This window comes from Micromonospora sp. NPDC047756, assembly GCF_055587245.1.
This window is the reverse complement of sequence record NZ_JBVJGQ010000003.1, coordinates 278,869-295,717: the sequence shown is the minus strand read 5'-3', so window position 1 is coordinate 295,717 and position 16,849 is coordinate 278,869. Positions and strand designations below refer to the sequence as shown.

Annotated in this window: 17 protein-coding genes; 7 read left to right on the top strand and 10 right to left on the bottom strand. The window is 70.9% G+C overall.

The window, feature by feature from the left end; all coding sequences use genetic code 11:
* Positions 1-6: 6 nt before the first annotated feature.
* Both ACZ6NZ_RS10815 and ACZ6NZ_RS10810 read left to right on the top strand, forming a co-directional pair.
* Positions 7-975, top strand: a complete 969-nt coding sequence (locus tag ACZ6NZ_RS10815; protein WP_465857794.1) for an ABC transporter ATP-binding protein — start codon at positions 7-9, stop codon at positions 973-975.
* Entirely contained in the window at positions 975-1,922 is a 948-nt protein-coding gene (locus ACZ6NZ_RS10810) for an ABC transporter substrate-binding protein (protein ID WP_465857792.1), read from the top strand. Before ACZ6NZ_RS10815 ends, ACZ6NZ_RS10810 begins: the two co-directional genes overlap by 1 nt.
* A gap of 240 nt (positions 1,923-2,162) precedes the next feature.
* Here ACZ6NZ_RS10810 and ACZ6NZ_RS10805 read toward each other — a convergent pair whose 3' ends face one another.
* The 4 genes from ACZ6NZ_RS10805 to ACZ6NZ_RS10790 all read right to left on the bottom strand — a co-directional run bounded on the left by ACZ6NZ_RS10805 (position 2,163) and on the right by ACZ6NZ_RS10790 (position 4,932).
* Positions 2,163-3,065 (bottom strand): endonuclease domain-containing protein, encoded by a 903-nt coding sequence (locus tag ACZ6NZ_RS10805; RefSeq protein ID WP_465857790.1) that lies wholly within the window; start codon positions 3,063-3,065, stop codon positions 2,163-2,165.
* Between the two features lie 259 nt (positions 3,066-3,324).
* A complete protein-coding gene (locus tag ACZ6NZ_RS10800) occupies positions 3,325-3,969 on the bottom strand; it encodes a hypothetical protein (protein ID WP_355007174.1) in 645 nt (214 codons plus the stop codon).
* Positions 3,970-4,010: 41 nt separating this feature from the next.
* Entirely contained in the window at positions 4,011-4,322 is a 312-nt protein-coding gene (locus ACZ6NZ_RS10795; protein ID WP_465857788.1) for a hypothetical protein, read from the bottom strand.
* 190 nt (positions 4,323-4,512) lie between these two features.
* Positions 4,513-4,932, bottom strand: coding sequence for a GNAT family N-acetyltransferase (locus tag ACZ6NZ_RS10790; protein ID WP_465857786.1), 420 nt, complete (start codon positions 4,930-4,932; stop codon positions 4,513-4,515).
* Between the two features lie 48 nt (positions 4,933-4,980).
* On the opposite strand from ACZ6NZ_RS10790, the gene ACZ6NZ_RS10785 reads away from it, so the two are divergent.
* Together ACZ6NZ_RS10785 and ACZ6NZ_RS10780 are read left to right on the top strand one after the other, a co-directional pair.
* Entirely contained in the window at positions 4,981-5,712 is a 732-nt protein-coding gene (locus ACZ6NZ_RS10785; RefSeq protein ID WP_465857784.1) for a class I SAM-dependent methyltransferase, read from the top strand.
* A 119-nt stretch (positions 5,713-5,831) separates the two neighbouring features.
* The gene (locus ACZ6NZ_RS10780; protein ID WP_465857782.1) at positions 5,832-6,971 is read left to right on the top strand and encodes an acyltransferase family protein; all 1,140 of its coding nucleotides are present in this window, start codon (positions 5,832-5,834) and stop codon (positions 6,969-6,971) included.
* On the opposite strand, the gene ACZ6NZ_RS10775 is transcribed toward ACZ6NZ_RS10780, so the two are convergent.
* Positions 6,949-9,462 (bottom strand): DEAD/DEAH box helicase, encoded by a 2,514-nt coding sequence (locus tag ACZ6NZ_RS10775; protein ID WP_465857780.1) that lies wholly within the window; start codon positions 9,460-9,462, stop codon positions 6,949-6,951. The two genes, ACZ6NZ_RS10780 and ACZ6NZ_RS10775, sit on opposite strands and share 23 nt — an antisense overlap.
* Before the next feature lie 112 nt (positions 9,463-9,574).
* Complete coding sequence (trmB, locus tag ACZ6NZ_RS10770; protein ID WP_465857778.1) at positions 9,575-10,282, bottom strand: tRNA (guanosine(46)-N7)-methyltransferase TrmB; 708 nt, start codon at positions 10,280-10,282, stop codon at positions 9,575-9,577.
* Positions 10,283-10,413: 131 nt separating this feature from the next.
* On the opposite strand from trmB, the gene ACZ6NZ_RS10765 reads away from it, so the two are divergent.
* Together ACZ6NZ_RS10765 and ACZ6NZ_RS10760 are read left to right on the top strand one after the other, a co-directional pair.
* Positions 10,414-11,181 carry a hypothetical protein gene (locus ACZ6NZ_RS10765; protein WP_465858410.1) on the top strand — a complete coding sequence of 256 codons (768 nt, stop codon included), beginning with the start codon at positions 10,414-10,416 and terminating at the stop codon, positions 11,179-11,181.
* 235 nt (positions 11,182-11,416) lie between these two features.
* Positions 11,417-12,082, top strand: coding sequence for a class F sortase (locus ACZ6NZ_RS10760; RefSeq protein ID WP_465857776.1), 666 nt, complete (start codon positions 11,417-11,419; stop codon positions 12,080-12,082).
* A gap of 157 nt (positions 12,083-12,239) precedes the next feature.
* On the opposite strand, the gene ACZ6NZ_RS10755 is transcribed toward ACZ6NZ_RS10760, so the two are convergent.
* The 4 genes from ACZ6NZ_RS10755 to ACZ6NZ_RS10740 form a co-directional block, all read right to left on the bottom strand.
* The gene (locus ACZ6NZ_RS10755; RefSeq protein ID WP_465857774.1) at positions 12,240-13,115 is read right to left on the bottom strand and encodes an alpha/beta fold hydrolase; all 876 of its coding nucleotides are present in this window, start codon (positions 13,113-13,115) and stop codon (positions 12,240-12,242) included.
* 267 nt (positions 13,116-13,382) lie between these two features.
* Positions 13,383-13,700: an antibiotic biosynthesis monooxygenase family protein gene (locus ACZ6NZ_RS10750; protein WP_465857772.1), complete on the bottom strand. Its 318-nt coding sequence runs from the start codon at positions 13,698-13,700 to the stop codon at positions 13,383-13,385.
* Positions 13,701-13,719: 19 nt separating this feature from the next.
* Entirely contained in the window at positions 13,720-14,517 is a 798-nt protein-coding gene (locus tag ACZ6NZ_RS10745; RefSeq protein WP_465857770.1) for an exodeoxyribonuclease III, read from the bottom strand.
* A gap of 37 nt (positions 14,518-14,554) precedes the next feature.
* Positions 14,555-15,475, bottom strand: coding sequence for a proteasome assembly chaperone family protein (locus ACZ6NZ_RS10740; RefSeq protein WP_366612472.1), 921 nt, complete (start codon positions 15,473-15,475; stop codon positions 14,555-14,557).
* A 420-nt stretch (positions 15,476-15,895) separates the two neighbouring features.
* Here ACZ6NZ_RS10740 and ACZ6NZ_RS10735 point away from each other — a divergent pair, with 420 nt between their 5' ends.
* Positions 15,896-16,756 (top strand): peptidase M23, encoded by an 861-nt coding sequence (locus tag ACZ6NZ_RS10735; RefSeq protein WP_465857768.1) that lies wholly within the window; start codon positions 15,896-15,898, stop codon positions 16,754-16,756.
* The last annotated feature ends 93 nt before the right edge of the window (positions 16,757-16,849 follow it).

Below are 16,849 nucleotides of genomic sequence, written 5' to 3'. Positions count from 1 at the left end.
CGTGTGATGCTCTCCACCCGCGACCTGGTCGCCGGCTACGACGAGCGGACCGTGCTCGACGGGCTCGACCTCGACCTGCCCACCGACGCCTTCACCGTGATCGTCGGACCCAACGCGTGCGGCAAGTCCACCCTGCTGCGCACGATGGCCCGACTGCTCACCCCCCGCCGAGGCACCGTGCTGCTGGACGGCACCGCCATCCGTGACCTGCCGACCCGGGAGGTCGCCCGCCGCCTCGGCGTCCTGCCGCAGAGCCCGCTGGTGCCCGAGGGCGTCACGGTGGCGGACCTGGTCGGGCGCGGCCGACAGCCCTACCAGCGATGGTGGCGGCAGTGGTCGGCGCAGGACGGCGCCGCGGTGGACCAGGCGATGGCCCTCGCCGACGTCACCGACCTGGCCGACCGACCGGTGGACAGCCTCTCCGGCGGTCAGCGGCAACGGGTGTGGATCGCCATGACACTGGCCCAGGACACCGACGCCCTGCTGCTGGACGAGCCGACCACCTTCCTCGACCTGGCCCACCAGGTGGAGGTGCTGGACCTTCTGCACCGGCTGCGCTCCGAGCGTGGCCGCACCGTGGTCGCCGTGCTGCACGACCTGAACCAGGCCGCCCGCTACGCCGACCACCTGGTCGCCATGCGCGCCGGCGCGGTGGTCGCCGCCGGCCCACCGCGGGAGATCCTCACCGCCGACCTGGTCCGCGACGTCTTCGGGCTGGCCTGCGTGGTCGTGCCCTGCCCGGTGACCGGCGCACCCCTGGTGGTGCCCGCCTACACCGGCGGCAACGCTCAGACTCGCGCTGTCCCGGTCGACGCGTCCGCCGGCGCGCGGGACCCCGATTCGTCTGTCCCGGTCGACGCGTCCGCCGACGCGCGGGACCCCGATTCGTCGACGGCGTCCGTACCGGACGCCCGACCCTCCACCGGCGACGCGGCCAACCCGCTCGCCGGCTCGCACCCCTCGAAAGGACTCTGATGCGTCGTCTCGTCGCAGCTCTCGCCGCGGCCGTCGCCCTCGGCGCCGGCCTCACCGCCTGCGGTAAGAGCGACCCGGTCGCCGGCTCCACCACCGGGGAGACCCGGGAGATCACCCACGCCATGGGCACCACCAAGGTCCCGGCCGAGCCCAAGCGCGTCGTCGTGCTCGACACCGACAAGATCGACACGGCGCTCTCGCTGGGCATCACGCCCGTCGGCGCGGCCACCGCCGGGGAGGCGAAGAGCTGGCCCACGTACTTCGGCGCGGACAAGCTCGCCGACATCAAGGAGGTCGGGGTGCTCACCGAGCCCGACCTGGAGGCGATCAACGCGCTGAAGCCGGACCTCATCCTCGGCAGCAAGTTCCGCCAGGAGAAGTTCTACGACGAGCTGGCCGCCATCGCGCCGACCGTGTTCACCGACAAGGTGGGCATCACCTGGAAGGACAACCTTCTCCTCGACGGCAAGGCGCTCGGCCGCGAGCAGCAGGCCAAGGACCTGCTCGCCACGTACGAGAAGCGGGCCAAGGACTTCGGTGCGACGCTCGGCGACGCCGCCGCGCGCAAGGTCTCCATCGTGCGCTTCCTGCCCGGCAACATCCGGGTGTACGGGCCGGATTCGTTCTCCGGCATCGTCATCGGCGACACCGGCCTGGGCCGCCCCGAGCGGCAACTGCTCGCCAACAAGGAGGACAAGCGCTTCGACCTGGTCAGCCCCGAGCGGATCAACGAGGTCGACGGCGACGTCATCTTCGTGACCGCGTACGGCGACAAGGCCGCCGCCGAGCAGACCAAGGTCGCCGGCGGGACGCTCTGGAAGGGCCTCGGCGCGGTCAAGGCCGGCAAGGCCTACCCGGTCTCCGACGAGGTCTGGATGACCGGCATCGGCGTCGGGGCCGCCAACAAGATCCTCGACGACCTGACCAAGTACCTCCCCGCCGCCTGACACCCCCCGCGCCATCCGCACGAAGGCGCACCCCGCGACCCGACCGCGCACTGGCGCACCCCGCGGGCCGCACGTCGCCCACTGGCGCACCCCGCGCACCCCGCGCACCCACGCGAGGCCTGCGCTCACGTGCTCCCGGCCCATGATCGTGCTCGATCCAGGATGTAGTGGCTTCCCAAGACGAGGAGGCCACTACATCCATGTTCGAGCACGATCATTGTCGTTCGAGCACGATCATCGTCACCGGGGATAGTTCGAGCGTGCCCGTAGGGCGGCCCGGACCTCGGCGAGGAACCCGTCAAAGTCGTCTCGGAGGCGCTTGGCGGTCAGGTGCAGCACGATCCAGTCGCCGCCGAGCAGTCGGTTGAGGCGTTGACGGTCCCGATGGAACTGCTCAGGATCGTCGTGCCAGAGGCCGTCGTACTCCACCGCTACCTTGAACTGCGGCCAGGCCAGGTCCAGGCGGGCCACGAATCGGCCCTGCTCGGCCACGACCCACTGCGTCTCCGGCCGCGGTAGGCCGGCGAGCACCAGCCCGACCCGGGTACGGGACTCCTCAGGGGACTCCGCGCCCGCGTCGGCCAGGTCGACCGCGCGTAGCAGCGATCGCCAGCCGCGTCGACCGGCCCGGCTCAGGGCGTACTCGCGCACGGCTTGGGTGGTCGTCAGCCGGTTGGCCAGCATGGCGTCGATGACGACCACCGCCTCGATAACATCGAACCAACGGGCCAGGTCCCAGCAGGTACGCGCAGGGCTGGTCACCCTGATCCCCGCCCGGTCCACGGTGTCGCCGGAGTCGATCTCGCCGTGGTGGACCCGGATGCCGGCGGTCGGGCCGATCCGGGTGGCGGTGGGAACGAGGACGTCGAGCGGCTCGCTCGCGCTCGGTTTCGCGCATCCGTAGAGGCCGGCGGCAGCGAGTCCTGCGATGGCCGCACCGGGTGGGACCAGCCAACGTCCGATGGCGCTGCATCTGATGGTGTGGGTGACGGTGATCTGGGCATCGGCGTAGATGTCGCGGAAGAGCGGTCGCCACGCCGAGCTGCGTAGCTCATTGCGGGTCAGGAGGCCTCGCGAGACGGCGGTCGAGCCACGGAAGACCCGGCCCCGCAACTGCGGCGGCCGACGAGGAACTTTCGGCATGGGCCTGAGACTGGCCGAACCTATTCGCGCCACGCTGCCCCTGTGGATAACCACGGTCAACACACCGGCGCCGGTGCGCGTCGTTATCCCCATGATCGTGCTCGAACATGGATGTAGTGGCCTCCCGAGGAGCGGAGGCCACTACATCCTGGGTCAAGCGCGATCATGCGGGCGGGCGCATGGAGCGCGTCGGCCTCAGGCGGGCGTGGATGGCGGGAGCGGGTGGGGTGCGTGGCTGCGACGCGGAGGTCGGGGTGGGTTAGGCGGCGGTGGACCAGATGGCGCGGAAGGCGGCGGCTTCGCCGGAGAGCCACCGTTCGATCTGGTCGGGCTTGGCGTCGGTGGGCATGCGATGGGCCAGGCCGCGGCGGACGTCGACCAGGACCGGCTCGGCGTGCGGGAGCACCGCGTCCATGTGTCGGGCCATCAGGTGCAGGGTGGCGAGGACCGATTCCTCACTCGGTGGGGCCTCGTCGAAGTGCAGGCGGACCGCTTCGGCGCGGCCGTCGGCGTGGCGTACCCCGAAGTGGGGGTTGATCTTCACGGGCAGGTCGCCCAGCATGGCCAGGGCGTCGCGGGTCTGGGCGAGATCGACGGCGGCCGGCTCGCCGAGGGAGCGCAGCCAGGTCGTGGCGCCGGGGACGAGCGCCTGGTAGAGCGGGCGCCATCGGGGCTTGACGATGTCGGCCACCCCGGCCAGGTGGGTGCCGCCGGTGTGGAAGGCGATGTCGGCCTTGAGCGCCTTGACGAACTGGCCGTGTGGGTTGAAACCGGACCGGCTGGCGCGCTGCTTGCGCAGCCCGCCCACGAAGGTCGCCTTGGTGGGGCCGGTGCGGTCGACGTAGCGGGTGAAACCGAGCAGTGTCGCGTAGGGGGTGAGGGGCGTGGAGGCGGGCGCGGTCACGGGCGTCCTCCCAGGTCAGGAACTCGATTAGTACATACATTCTAATCGACAGGTCTGACATTGCCCAGCGAAGTTGAGGGGTCTGTGCGGTCCAGCCGGAGGTGGCCAGTCCACGGAAAGTTGGCCGACGGGGTGGCAGCGATCGCCTCCCGCCGCCCGTGGATCGTCGTGACCTGCGCGGAGGCGACCTGCGGCCAGAAGGTGAACAGCGAGCGGAAGTAGGTGCCGTGCTTCTCCGCCACTGCCGGGTCCTGCTCGACGACGTCCAGTTCGTTGACGATGCTCAGGTCGACGAAGGGCTGTAGCGTCACGAGGTCCCGAAACTCGACCTCGTTGGTGAAGCGGTTCCACACCTGACCAGTGTCGGGTAGCCGCCGCCAGGTCCGCTTCCGGTCGCAAGCGCCATACAGGTAGACCAGTCTCTCCGCCGACGCGCCGATGAGATCCCCGCAGCGTCCTGCGGTCGGCTGAGTCGAGCAGCACGAGATCGAAACCGTCCGTGCCGTAGACCGCACGTGCCAGGCCGGCCAACTGCACGTCGCACTACCGCCCGGGCGGGGTGCCGATCGGCTTGGAACACAGCACGTCTGGAAGCGGCAGATATCCCAGCGCCTGCCAGAACCGTAGTGCCTCCACGTGGTCCGGCATGACCAGCAGGTTCACCCTCGGACACCCCAGGGCGGCGAAACGGGTCTCCAGTTCGCCGATCAGGCGGCTGGCGATGCCGCGGCGTCGATGCGCCGGATCTACCGCCAGCCGGAGGAGCCATCCCCGCCGACCGTCGAAGGTGCCCAGCACCACCCCCGCCACAGTGTCGTTGTGCTCGGCGACCAGGAACAGTTGCGGATCCCGCACCAGCTTGGCCGCAAGCTCCGCGCGGGGCAGTACGTCACGGCCCGCCGATTTCCACACCTCGCTGACGCGGTCGTAATCCGCCCAGGTGAACCGTCGAATGTGAATCACAGCATCCATCCTTGCCGCGGCCGGCACCGAAGCGGTTGGGTCAGTGACATGGCTCGCATCGCCTACAACAGCCACGACGCGGCAGCGTTCGAGGCCACCCGCCACTTGTCCGACCAGGCACTCGCCGGCTGGCTTGAAGCGGTGAGCCGCCACCTCAACCCTCAACCCGGCACCCGTCTGCTCGACCTCGGCGCGGGCACCGGCGCGTGGGCGCAGACCTTCACCCACTGGTACGACGGCATCGACGTTGTCGCCGTCGAGCCGGCCGAGGCCATGCGAGCCCGCTGCCTGCACCCTCAGGTGCTGGCTGGAGACGCTGCCAACGTCCCGCTGGCCGCCGGCAGTGTCGACGCGGCCTGGCTGTCCACCGTCATCCACCACGTGCCCGACCTGGGCGCTGCCGCAGGTGAGCTGCGCCGCGTGCTGCGTCCCGGCGGCCCGGTGCTGATCCGCTCCGCCTTCGCCGGTCGCCACCACGACATCACACTGTTCCGCTTCTTTCCCGAGGCCATCCGCGTGTTGAACACCTACCCCAGCGTGCGCGACGTCGGAGCGGCTTTCGCTGCCGCTGGCTTCACGACGATCTCACTCGAACAGGTCCCGCAGACCACCGCGCCGTCGCTGCGTGACGTCGCGGCCACCATGCGCCGGGAAGCGCACACGCCCCTGCAACTGATCACCGACAACGAGTACGCCGCCGGTCTGGCTCGACTCCACCTCGCCGCTCAAACCGAATCCGGCCCAGTCGTCGACGCCCTCGACCTTCTCGTCCTCCGATAGACGTCGTCCTCAGGGGCCGCTGGCTGATCGGAGGGACAGCCCGCCGGCAGCCGGCCACGCGCGTTACTCGCGTTCGCGATGTAGGTAAATTTGTCTTAGTTGTGGCGTTATTGTGCGTTGTGGTCATCGGTGAGGCGTCCAGGGTCGTCATCCCTGGCAGGGGTACGGCGGCGCGCGCCGCCCAGTCCGCCGACCCTGCGCACGGGCGGGACCGCTACCTGGACCTGTTGCGGACGATCGCCCTGGTCCGCGTCGTGATCTTCCACGTCACCGGGTGGATCTGGCTGAGCCTGCTGGTGCCGGCGATGGGTCTGATGTTCGGCATCGCCGGCTCGTTGATGGCGGCGTCGCTCGACCGGCACGGTCCGCCGGCCGTGCGTCGGCGGCTGCGCCGGCTGCTGCTGCCGTACTGGGCGTTCGGTGCGATCGCGCTGGTGGTGCTCTCCGTCGGGTGGCGTCCGTCGCCCAGTGGTGTGGCCGGCTGGGCTGAACTGCTCTGGTGGGTGCTACCCCTGCGGGTGCCGCCGGTGGGAGGTCAGTCCTGGGCCTGGGTGTTCCACATCGGGCTCTGGTACGTCGTCACCTATCTGTGGTTGGTGCTGCTCTCGCCGGTGCTGCTGTCGCTGTTCCGCCGTTGGCCCTGGCCCAGCATCGGTGTCGCCACCGCGCTGCCGGTCGGAATGCACCTCGGCGGTGTGCACGCCGGCTACTTCGTCGCCGCCTACCTGTCCTGCTGGCTGCTGGGCTTCGCCCACCATGATCGGCTGCTGCACCGCGTCCCGTGGCGCTGGTACGGCTGCCTCGTTGCCGGCCTCGCCGGGGTGGGCGGCACCTGGGTGGTGGCCGCCATGATGACCGGCCGGGCCGTCGACCTCAACCACATCGCGGGTGGCACCACACTGTGGTCGATGGCGCTCGTCGCCGTGCTGCTCAGGGTGCAGCCCCGGTTGGTCGGCCGGGTGCCGCTGGGTGCCGTACTCCGGGTGGTCAACGCCCGAGCGGTCACCATATACCTGTGGCACATCCCGGCCAGCCTCGGGATGTTCCTGCTGCTCGCGCCGGTGCTCCCGTACAACTCGGTGGCCTCGGTCGCGCTGCGACTGACCGGGGTGTGCCTACTCACCGCCGGGGCGGTGCTGCTGTTCGGCTGGATCGAGGACGTGGCCGCCCGGCGTACCCCCGCGCTGTTTGGTCCTCGGCCGGGCACTGCCGGTCGGCACCGCGCCGACCGGCGGGTCAGAGCTGGCCGACGTCGGTGATCCGTACGACCGCCGCGCCGACCTCGTCCGAGGCCACCAGGTCGATCTCGGCGCTGATGCCCCAGTCGTGGTCGCCGTCCGGGTCGTCGAAGATCTGGCGGACGGTCCACCGCTCCCGGCCCTGCTCGATCATGAGCAGCGCCGGGCCGCGGGCGTCCGGCCCGACCCCGATCGAGTCGTACGCCTCGAAGTACGGTGCCAGGGCGTCGGCCCACGCGTCGTAGTCCCAGCCGTTTTCGGCGTCCAACTCGGCCAGCAGGTCCCAACGGCGTAGCGCGGCCAACTCGACGCGTCGGAACAGCGCGTTGCGCACCAGCACCCGGAACGCCCGCGCGTTGCGGGTCACCGCCGGTGGCCGGTCGGTCAGGGCGGCGTGCGCCTGAGCGACCTCGGCCACGTCGGACGGGTTGCGCAGCCGTTCCCACTCGTCGATGAGGCTGGAGTCGACCTGGCGGACCAGCTCGCCCAACCACTCGATGAGGTCGATCAGCTCCTCGGTCTTGGCATCTTCCGGCACGGTCTGGCGCAGCGTCTTGTACGCGTCGGCCAGATAGCGCAGGACGAGACCTTCCGAGCGGGTCAGCCCGTAGAACTGCACGTACTCGGTGAAGGTCATGGCCCGCTCGTACATGTCGCGGACGACGGCCTTGGGGGAGAGCTGGTGGTCGGCCACCCAGGGGTGCCCCTGCCGGTACATCTCGTACGCGGCCTCCAGCAGCTCGGCCAGGGGCTTCGGGTGGGTCACCTCGTCGAGCAGTTCGAGGCGCGCCTCGTACTCGATGCCCTCGGCCTTCATGGCGGCGACCGCCTCGCCGCGGGCCTTGAACTGCTGTGCGGACAGGATCTGCCGTGGGTCGTCGAGGATCGACTCGATCACGCTCAGCACGTCGAGGGCGTACGACGGGGACTCGGCGTCGAGCAGCTCGATGGTGGCCAGCGCGAGGGGGGAGAGCGGCTGGTTGAGGGCGAAGTCGAGCTGGAGGTCGACGGTGAGCCGGATGCGCCGGCCGGTCTCGTCCGGCTCGGGCAGCTCCTCGACGACACCACCGGCCCGCAGCGCCCGGTAGATGGCGATGGCGCGGCGGATGTGCCGGCGCTGCGCGGCGGGCTCCTCGTGATTGTCGGTGAGCAGGTGCCGCATCGCGGTGAACGCGTCCCCGGGCCGGCCGATGACGTTGAGTAGCATCGAGTGGCTGACCTGGAAGCTGGAGGTCAGCGGCTCGGGCTCGGCGTCGACGAGCCGGTCGAAGGTGGGCTGGCCCCAGCCGATCGAACCTTCCGGCGGCTTCTTGCGGACCACCTTGCGCCGCTTCTTCGGGTCGTCGCCGGCCTTGGCGAGGGCCTTCTCGTTGTCGATGACGTGCTCGGGTGCCTGCACGACGACCCGGCCGATGGTGTCGTAGCCGGCCCGGCCGGCCCGCCCGGCGATCTGGTGGAACTCCCGGTTCTTCAACAGCCGGGTACGGACCCCGTCGTACTTGGACAGGCCGGTGAAGAGCACGGTGCGGATCGGCACGTTGATGCCGACGCCGAGGGTGTCGGTGCCGCAGATGACCTTCAGCAGGCCGGCCTGGGCGAGGGTCTCCACCAGGCGGCGGTACTTGGGCAGCATGCCGGCGTGGTGCACGCCGATGCCGTGCCGGACCAGCCGGGACAGCGTCTTGCCGAAGCCGGCGGTGAACCGGAAACCACCGATCGCCTCGGCGATCATGTCCTTCTCGGCGCGGGTGGCGACGTTGACGCTGGTCAGCGCCTGAGCGCGTTCCAGCGCGGCGGCCTGGGTGAAGTGCACGACGTACACCGGGGCCTGCTTGGTCTCCAGCAGCTCCTCGAGCGTCTCATGCAGCGGCGTCATCGCGTACGAGAAGATGAGCGGGACCGGCCGCTCCGCCGAGCGCACGACGGCGGTGGGCCGCCCGGTGCGCCGGGTCAGGTCGTCGACGAAACGGGTGGTGTCTCCGAGCGTGGCGGACATCAGGATGAACTGGGCCTGCGGCAGCTCGATGATCGGCACCTGCCACGCCCAGCCCCGGTCGGGTTCGGCGTAGAAGTGGAACTCATCCATGATCACCTGGCCGACGTCGGCCTTGGCGCCCTCGCGCAGCGCCAGGTTCGCCAGGATCTCCGCGGTGCAGCAGATGATCGGGGCGTCGGCGTTGACGCTGGCGTCGCCGGTGAGCATGCCGACGTTCTCGGCGCCGAAGACCTCGCAGAGCGCGAAGAACTTCTCCGACACCAACGCCTTGATCGGCGCGGTGTAGAAGGTCGTCCGGCTGTCGGCCAGGGCCGCGAAGTGCGCGGCGATCGCCACCAGGCTCTTACCCGAGCCGGTGGGCGTGTTCATGATCAGGTTGGCGCCGGAGACGATCTCGATGACCGCCTCTTCCTGATGGGGGTAGAGGTCGAGGCCGCGCTCCTTCGCCCAACCGGCGAACGCGTCGAAGAGGGTGTCGGGGTCGGCGCTTGTCGGCAGCGCGGCGGTGAGCGTCATAGCCTGTCCATGGTGCCTGGATCATGCCCCGGTACGCCAACCCGGTCCGCACCGGACCCCCGTCCGGGCATCCCGAACGCCCCACCGCGTTCCGGTTCGGGCGTTTCGTCGGTCACCGTCGGCGGTACAACAGGTCGGCGACCGGCCGACCGGCAGTGATCGCCCGACGTTCGAACTTCGTCACCGGTCGGTGCGCCGGCCGTGGCGCGAAGCCGCCGTACGCGTCGACCAGCTCCGGGTCCGCGTCGAGGGTCTCCCGCATCGCCTCGGCGTACTCGGCCCAGTCGGTCGCGCAGTGCAGCATCCCGCCGGGGCGCAGCCGGGACCGCAGCAGCGCCACGTGCGTCGGCTGGATGATCCGCCGCTTGTGGTGGCGGGACTTCGGCCACGGGTCCGGGAAGAAGACGTGCACGGCGTCCAACACACCCTCGGGCAAGCCGTTGACCAGGGACAACGCGTCGCCCTCCGCCACCCGTACGTTGCGCAGGCCACCGCGCTCCACCAGGTGCAGCAGGTTGGCGATTCCCGGCGTGTGCACCTCGACCGCCAGATAATCTCGATCCGGGTCGGCGGCAGCCATCGCAGCGGTGGTGTCGCCCATGCCCGAGCCGATCTCCAGCACCACGGGCGCCCGACGACCGAACAGGTCGGCCAGGTCGACGGGCAGCACAGGTCCGTCCGGCACATCCAGGCCGTACGCGGGCCAGAGCCGGCTCAGCGCGTCGGTCTGCCGCTCGCTCATCCGACCCCGGCGGGGGTGGAACGTGCGGATCGTCCGGCTCGCGGGCGGGACGGCGGGGTCATGGTCGGTGGCGGTCACAGCCAGCCGAGCGTACGCGACGCCGCCGGCGGATCGGATGTGATGTGCGACCGGAAATGAGAGGATCCAACTGGTACGGCAGGTCGGGTGCTCCGCTGCCCGACACGGCCGCACGGCGTCGGAAGGGGGGCATCGTGACAGTGACCCGCGGCGTCGTGACCCTGTCGCTGGTGACGGTGCTGGCCGGCCCCCTGCTCGCCGCCGCGCCCGCCGCTGCCCTCGCCGCGCCCGCGCCGGCCGTCGTCGCCGCCGCCGCCGCCGCTGAGCCTGCCGTCGCCGCCTCCCAGCCTGTCGTCGCCGTCTTTCCTGTGCCCGAGCGGGCTGATGCCGTTCTCGCCGTGCCCGATCGGGCGGTTGTCGTCGCGCCCGCGCCTGAGCAGGGTGTTGCTGTCGCGTCCGTGCCTGAGCGGGCTGTTGCCGTTGCGCCCGCGCCGCAGCCCGGAGGGCCGCCCGGCGGAGCGCCCCAACCGACTCCGGCCGTGGACATCTTCGTCGAGGTGAGCCCCAGCACGGTGCAGCCCGGTTACCTGGTCGGCATCCGGGCCAGTTGTCGGGACAACTCGGTGGGCGCCACCGTGGTCTCCGACGCCTTCGGGGCGGTCGGCGTGCAGCCGCAGCGCGGGGTGCTCACCGCCGCGCCGATGGTCCGCGAGCGCACCCGCCCCGGCAACTACCGGGTCAAGCTGGAGTGCCGCGACGGCGAGACCGCCTCGACAATGCTCCAGGTCGTCAAGAAGGTCCCCGTGCAGCCGAGTCGGGGTCCGGCGACCGGGTTCGGTGGGAGCAGCGGCGGAATCACCGGCAAGCTGCTGCTACCCGGCGGCGCGGCACTGACCATCGCCGGGCTGGTCCTCGCCGTGACGGCGCTGCGCCGCCCCCGAGCCGCCACGCGTCGCTGAGGCCGCCATGACGATTTTCCGCCCCACGCCGCCGCCAGCCGGTTCACGCCCACCGTCGCCCGGTCGTTCCGCTTCGCCGCCGGCCGCTGCTCGCCAGCCGTTCGCCGGTCGTCCCGCCTCGCCACCCGACGACGTCCGGCTGCCGCTGGACGACGGTTGGCCGGGCTCCGACCGTGCACCCGGTCCCGAGCGCTCGTCGCGGCCCCAGCGCCCGCCGGATCCCGACGGCCCGTCGGTGGTCGCGCGTCCGCCGACCGCCGTCGCTCCTCGGCGTAGTCGTCCCTCCGGGCGCAGCCCCTGGTCCGTACCGTTGGCGGTGGTGTTGGTGTTGGCCGGGGTCTTCGCCACCGGAGCCGGGCTGGGCCGTTCGGTCGGCCCGTTCGACCTGGCCCCGACCGGCGGTGACCGCCCGGCCCGCAGCGAGTCGGTCGGGCTGTCGGCCAGTCGTCCGGTGCGCCTCTCGGTGCCGGCGATCGAGGTGGCCGCGCCGGTGGCACCAGTCGGGCAGGCGCGGGACGGCTCGATCGCCGTACCGCCGTTGGAACGGCACAACGAGACCGGCTGGTACGACCGGGGCCCCACGCCCGGTGAGCCCGGCCCTGCGGTGATCGTCGGGCACGTGGACACGAAGAGCGGCCCGTCGGTCTTCTACGACCTGGGCAAGCTCAAGCCGGGCGACCTGGTCGAGGTCGCCCGTGCGGACCGGTCGACGGTGATCTTCAAGGTCGACACCGTCGAGCACTTCCCGAAGGACCAGTTGCCCGCCGAGCGCATCTACGGCCACGACGGTCCACCCGGTCTGCGGTTGATCACCTGCGGCGGGCAGTTCATCGGCGGACGCACCGGCTACGCCGACAACGTCATCGCCTTCGCCAGCCTCCAGTCCTCCCGCAAGCCCTGACCGTCGATTACGGCCGTTGATCCACTCGTCTTCCCGGAAACCGGGGCAACCACGTCACCCCGGACACCCCGACATCAATGAACCCGAGTGGATCAACCGCCGGTGGGGTCGCACCGGCCGCCCTCGGTTTGCGGCGTCCGCAGGCGCGGAGCAGCCGTCAGCCCAGGAAATCGAGAAGGTGGCGGGTGGTCTCGTCGGGGGCCTCCTCGGGGATGAAGTGCCCGACCGGGACCGGCTCGCCGCGTACGTCGTCGGCCCACTCCCGCCAGATCGCGAGCGGGTCGTCGTAGAGCTTCGCGACCTGGCCGTGTTGACTCCAGAGAAACAGCACCGGGCAGGTGATCTTCCGGTTTCCCCGGTCCGCCTCGTCCTGCTGGTAGTCGAGCGTCGCGGCGGCGCGGAACTCCTCGCAGATCGCGTGCACCGTGGCGGGGTCGCTGAACTGCTTGACGTACGCCGCCCGCACCTCGGGCGGGAAGGCGTCCTTCACCTCGGGCCAGGTGTCGAGCATGAAGTCGACGAGCACCGTGGGCGCCGCGGCGATGAACCGCTCGGGCACCGGCGCCGGCGCGGCCAGGAACGACCAGACCCAGTAGGAGAGGCTGAACGTCCGGTCGGCGCGGTCGTAGACGTCCCCGACGGGCACCACGTCCATGACGGCCAGTCGGGTGACGACGTCCGGTTCGTCAAGCGCTAGCCGGTACGCGCAACGAGCCCCACGATCGTGGCCGACGAGCCGAAACCGCTCGTGGCCCAGGCTCCGCATCACCTCGACCTGGTCGCGGGCGATCGAGCGCATGCTGTACGGCTCGTGATCCGCTGTGCTCGGCGGTTTGCCACTGTCGCCCCAGCCCCGCAGGTCGGTGGCGACGACTGTGTACTTCTCGGCGAGCCGTGGCGCGACCTGGTGCCACATGAGGTGCGTCTCGGGAATGCCGTGCAGCAGCAGAACGGGCGGCCCGCTTCCGCCCCGGCGCCCGTGAATCCTCGCACCCGGCGTCTCGATGTCGAACTCTTCGAACCCGTCGAACATGACCAGGGTCCCCCGCGCCTTGGGATGCGCCCTGAACGAACGGCGTGGAATGGCTGGCAGGGCGACTGGTGGCCGACTACCTCTCGATCTGCCTCGACGCTATCAACAGCGACAGCCGGTCCGGCGCGATTCGGCTGCCCTGGCCCGACCTCGGCACGCCCCACCTACGTTGATCGACACGGGATCATTGAAGTCGGGGTGTCGGACCAGCCGGGACACCCCGACTTCGGCGAAACGGAGTGGATCAAGCCGGCGGTGGCGGCGGTCCTAGGGCTGGGGGACGTGCAGCGCCACCTCGAACTCCAGCAGGCTGGCACCGGTGGAGACCGGGGGACGAGGCTTGTCGCCGGGGGAGGTGGCGTGGGCGGCGCGCGACGGGCCGGCGGCCCACGCCTGGAACGCTTCTTCGCTCTCCCACTTCGTGTAGACGAAGTAGCGGGTCTCGCCGGCCACCGGGCGGAGCAGCTCGAAGCCGAGGAAGCCGGGGGAGTTCTCCACCGCTCCGGCGCGCGCGGCGAACCGCTTCTCCAACTCCGCGCCGCCACCCGGCGGGACGTCGATTGCGTTGATCTTCACGACTGCCATCTGCCCACCTTAGCCAGGATCAGAAGGTCTCAACCGCTGGCACCAGGTCAGCGTCGACCACGATCGGCGCGTGGTCGGAGGGGCCCTTGCCCTTGCGGGCCTCCCGGTCCACGTACGCGGAGCGGACCGCTCGGGCGAACGGCGCGGAGGCGTACACCAGGTCGATTCTCATGCCCTTGTTCTGGTGGAACATGCCGGCCCGGTAGTCCCAGTAGGTGTAGGGGTGCGGGCCCTTCATCGGGGTGGGCACGACGTCGCTGAGGCCCAGGTGGCGCAGCTCCGCGAGGGCTGCCCGCTCGGCCGGGGTGACGTGCGTGGAGTGGGTGAAGACCGCCGGGTCCCAGACATCGGCGTCGGTCGGGGCGACGTTGAAGTCGCCGCAGACCGCCAGCGGCAGACCGCCGGCCAGCTCGGCGTCGAGCGCGTCGCGTAGCGCCGCGAACCAGGCCAACTTGTACGCGTAGTGCGGGTCTTCCGGTGTCCGGCCGTTGGGCACGTACACCGACCAGACCCGCACCCCGTCGCAGGTGGCCGAGATGGCACGGGCCTCGGGCTCGGGGAAGCCGGGCTCGTCGGCGAACCCGACCCGGACGTCGTCCAGCCCGACCCGGGACAGGATGGCCACCCCGTTCCACCGGCCGTCGCTGTGGCTGGCCACGGTGTAGCCCAGCGCGCCGACCTCGGCGACCGGGAACGCGCCGTCCGGGCATTTCGTCTCCTGCAGGCAGACGACGTCCGGCCCGGTGTCGGCCAGCCACTCCAGCAGCCGGGGTAGGCGGGCCTTCACCGAGTTGACGTTCCAGGTCGCCAGGCGCATGCCCTCAGCCTGCCGCATTCGCCGCCGCGACGCCGGGTCAGCCGGCCGGGGTGTCGCCGGGACGCGTCTGTTCGGCCAGGAACCGTTCCAGTTCGGCGCCGAGTTCGTCGGCGGTGGGCAGTGGACCGGCATCCGGGGCGAGCAGGCTCTTCTCGCCCCGACCTCGGGCGAACGCGTCGTACTGCTCCTCCAGAGCCTGGACCAGGGCCGCGGCGTCGTCGGTCTGCGCCACCTGCCTGTCGATCTCCACCCGGACCACCTCGGCGGCCGAGCGCAGCCCGTCGCCGGGCAGCAGCAGCCCGGTGCTGCGCGACACGGAGGTGAGCAGCACCTCGGCGGCTGCCGGGTATTCGGTCTGCGCCACGTAGTGCGGCACGTGGGCGGCGAAGCCCAGCGCGTCGCGGCCCTGTTCGCCGAGGCGGAACTCCAGCAGGTGGCCGACGCTGCCGGGCACCTGGACGCGTTGCAACCACGGCTCGTAGCCGGCGATCAGCTCGGGGCGGGTGGCGTGCGCTGTCACCCCGGTCGGCCGGGTGTGCGGAACCGCCATCGGGATCGAGTTGAGCCCGACGGTGAGCCGGACGTCCAGCCGGGCGGCGAGCCCGGCCACGGCGGCTACGAAACGCTCCCACTGCAGGTCGGGTTCGGGGCCGGTGAGCAGCAGGAACGGGGTCTCGTCGTCGTCTCGCAGCAGGTGCAGCTCCAGCTTGGGCGCGTCGACGCTCTCCCAGTGGTCTTCGACGAAGGTCATCACCGGTCGTCGGGACCGGTAGTCGAAGAGCTGGTCGACGTCGAACGTGGCGATCGGCCGACCCTCCAGCGAGGTGAGCAGCTGCTCACGTGCCAGTCGGCTGGCGTTTCCGGCGTCCACGAACCCGGTGAGGGCCTGGATCAGGACCGGCTGCCCGAGGTCGGGCAGATCGTCGGTGAGCTGGTAGAGCTCGTGTGGGTCGAGCACCGGTGCGGACCTCCCTGAAATGTGCCTGCGGGGTGCCGTCGCGACGGAGGGCACCCGTTCGGGCAACGTACCCGCCATCCTGGCGCATTCCTGCGTCGGGCGATCCGTTGGCCGGGTGGTGGGCGTGACCGGACTAATCGTCTGTTTACGCCACCAGGCCGAGCCTCGTGGCCGAACGGCCGAGGCGCGGTTCGGCCCAAAGGCCGAGTTTGCCGATCATGTTGACGTCAGGGGTGGAATATGACCCCGTGCTCTGGTTCGTTCCGGTCCGCGTGCGCGGCCGGCTTCATCCGGTACGCGAGGTCCGTTCCCCGGGCGGGTCAACCCGCCCGGGTCGTCCGCCAGTACGGTCCCTATCTGTGTCGAGCGCCACGTGATCACCGTGCGTGATCAGGGTTTCCACCTGCCTAGCCTCGGTTGATGCGTGACGACGGCACCCTCGACGACCCGTACGCCCCGAGCGGCCCCACTACCGATACGGAGGATGGCACCTCAACCGAACGGACAACCGCCGCGACCCGGCTCCGGGCGTACGCCCGGGACCTGACCGGTCGACGCCGGGCACAGCTGGCGCTGGCCACCGGTGTGGTGTGCTGCCTCGGTCTGACCGCCGTCGTCCAGGTTCGGAACGAGGACGCCGACGCGGCGACCCGGAGTGGATCGCTCTCCAGCTCGGAGCTGGCGCAGCGCGCCGAGCAGCAGCGCGCCTCCCGGTCCCTCGACCGCACGGTTGCCCCGAGCGCCTCCGCCTCCGCCCCGTCCGCCGCGGCGAGCCCGGCCGACCCGGACACCAGCGCCCCGGCCCGCAAGGTCGCCCCGGCTCGGCCGACCGACCCGGCGCCCGTCGCCGGGCTGGACGAGGACCAGATGGAGAACGCCGAGGCGATCGTCCGTACCGGCCGCAAGATGGGGGTGCCGCGCCGGGGTCTGGTGATCGCGGTGGCCACCGCCATGCAGGAGAGCAACCTCTACAACGTGGCCAGTGGCGTGCTGCCCGAGTCGCAGGACTATCCGCACCAGGGCGTCGGCTGGGACCACGACTCGGTCGGGTTGTTCCAGCAGCGCTCCAGCAGCGGCTGGGGCCCGGTGGGGGAGCTGATGGACCCCGAGTTCGCCACCCGGCAGTTCCTCAGCGCGCTGCAGCAGGTGCCCGGCTGGCAGCGGATGCGGCTCACCGACGCCGCGCAGGCGGTGCAGGTCTCCGCGTACCCCGAGCACTACCAGCAGCACGAGTGGCGAGCCACCCGGGTCGTTGACGCCATCGTGCCGGCGGGGCGGTAACCTACCGCCCACTATGGACGGTCAGGGTTGAGGCTGTCGCATCCCGGGTACATGTGTTGCAGGTTCGGGGTACACATGACTACGGGACCATCG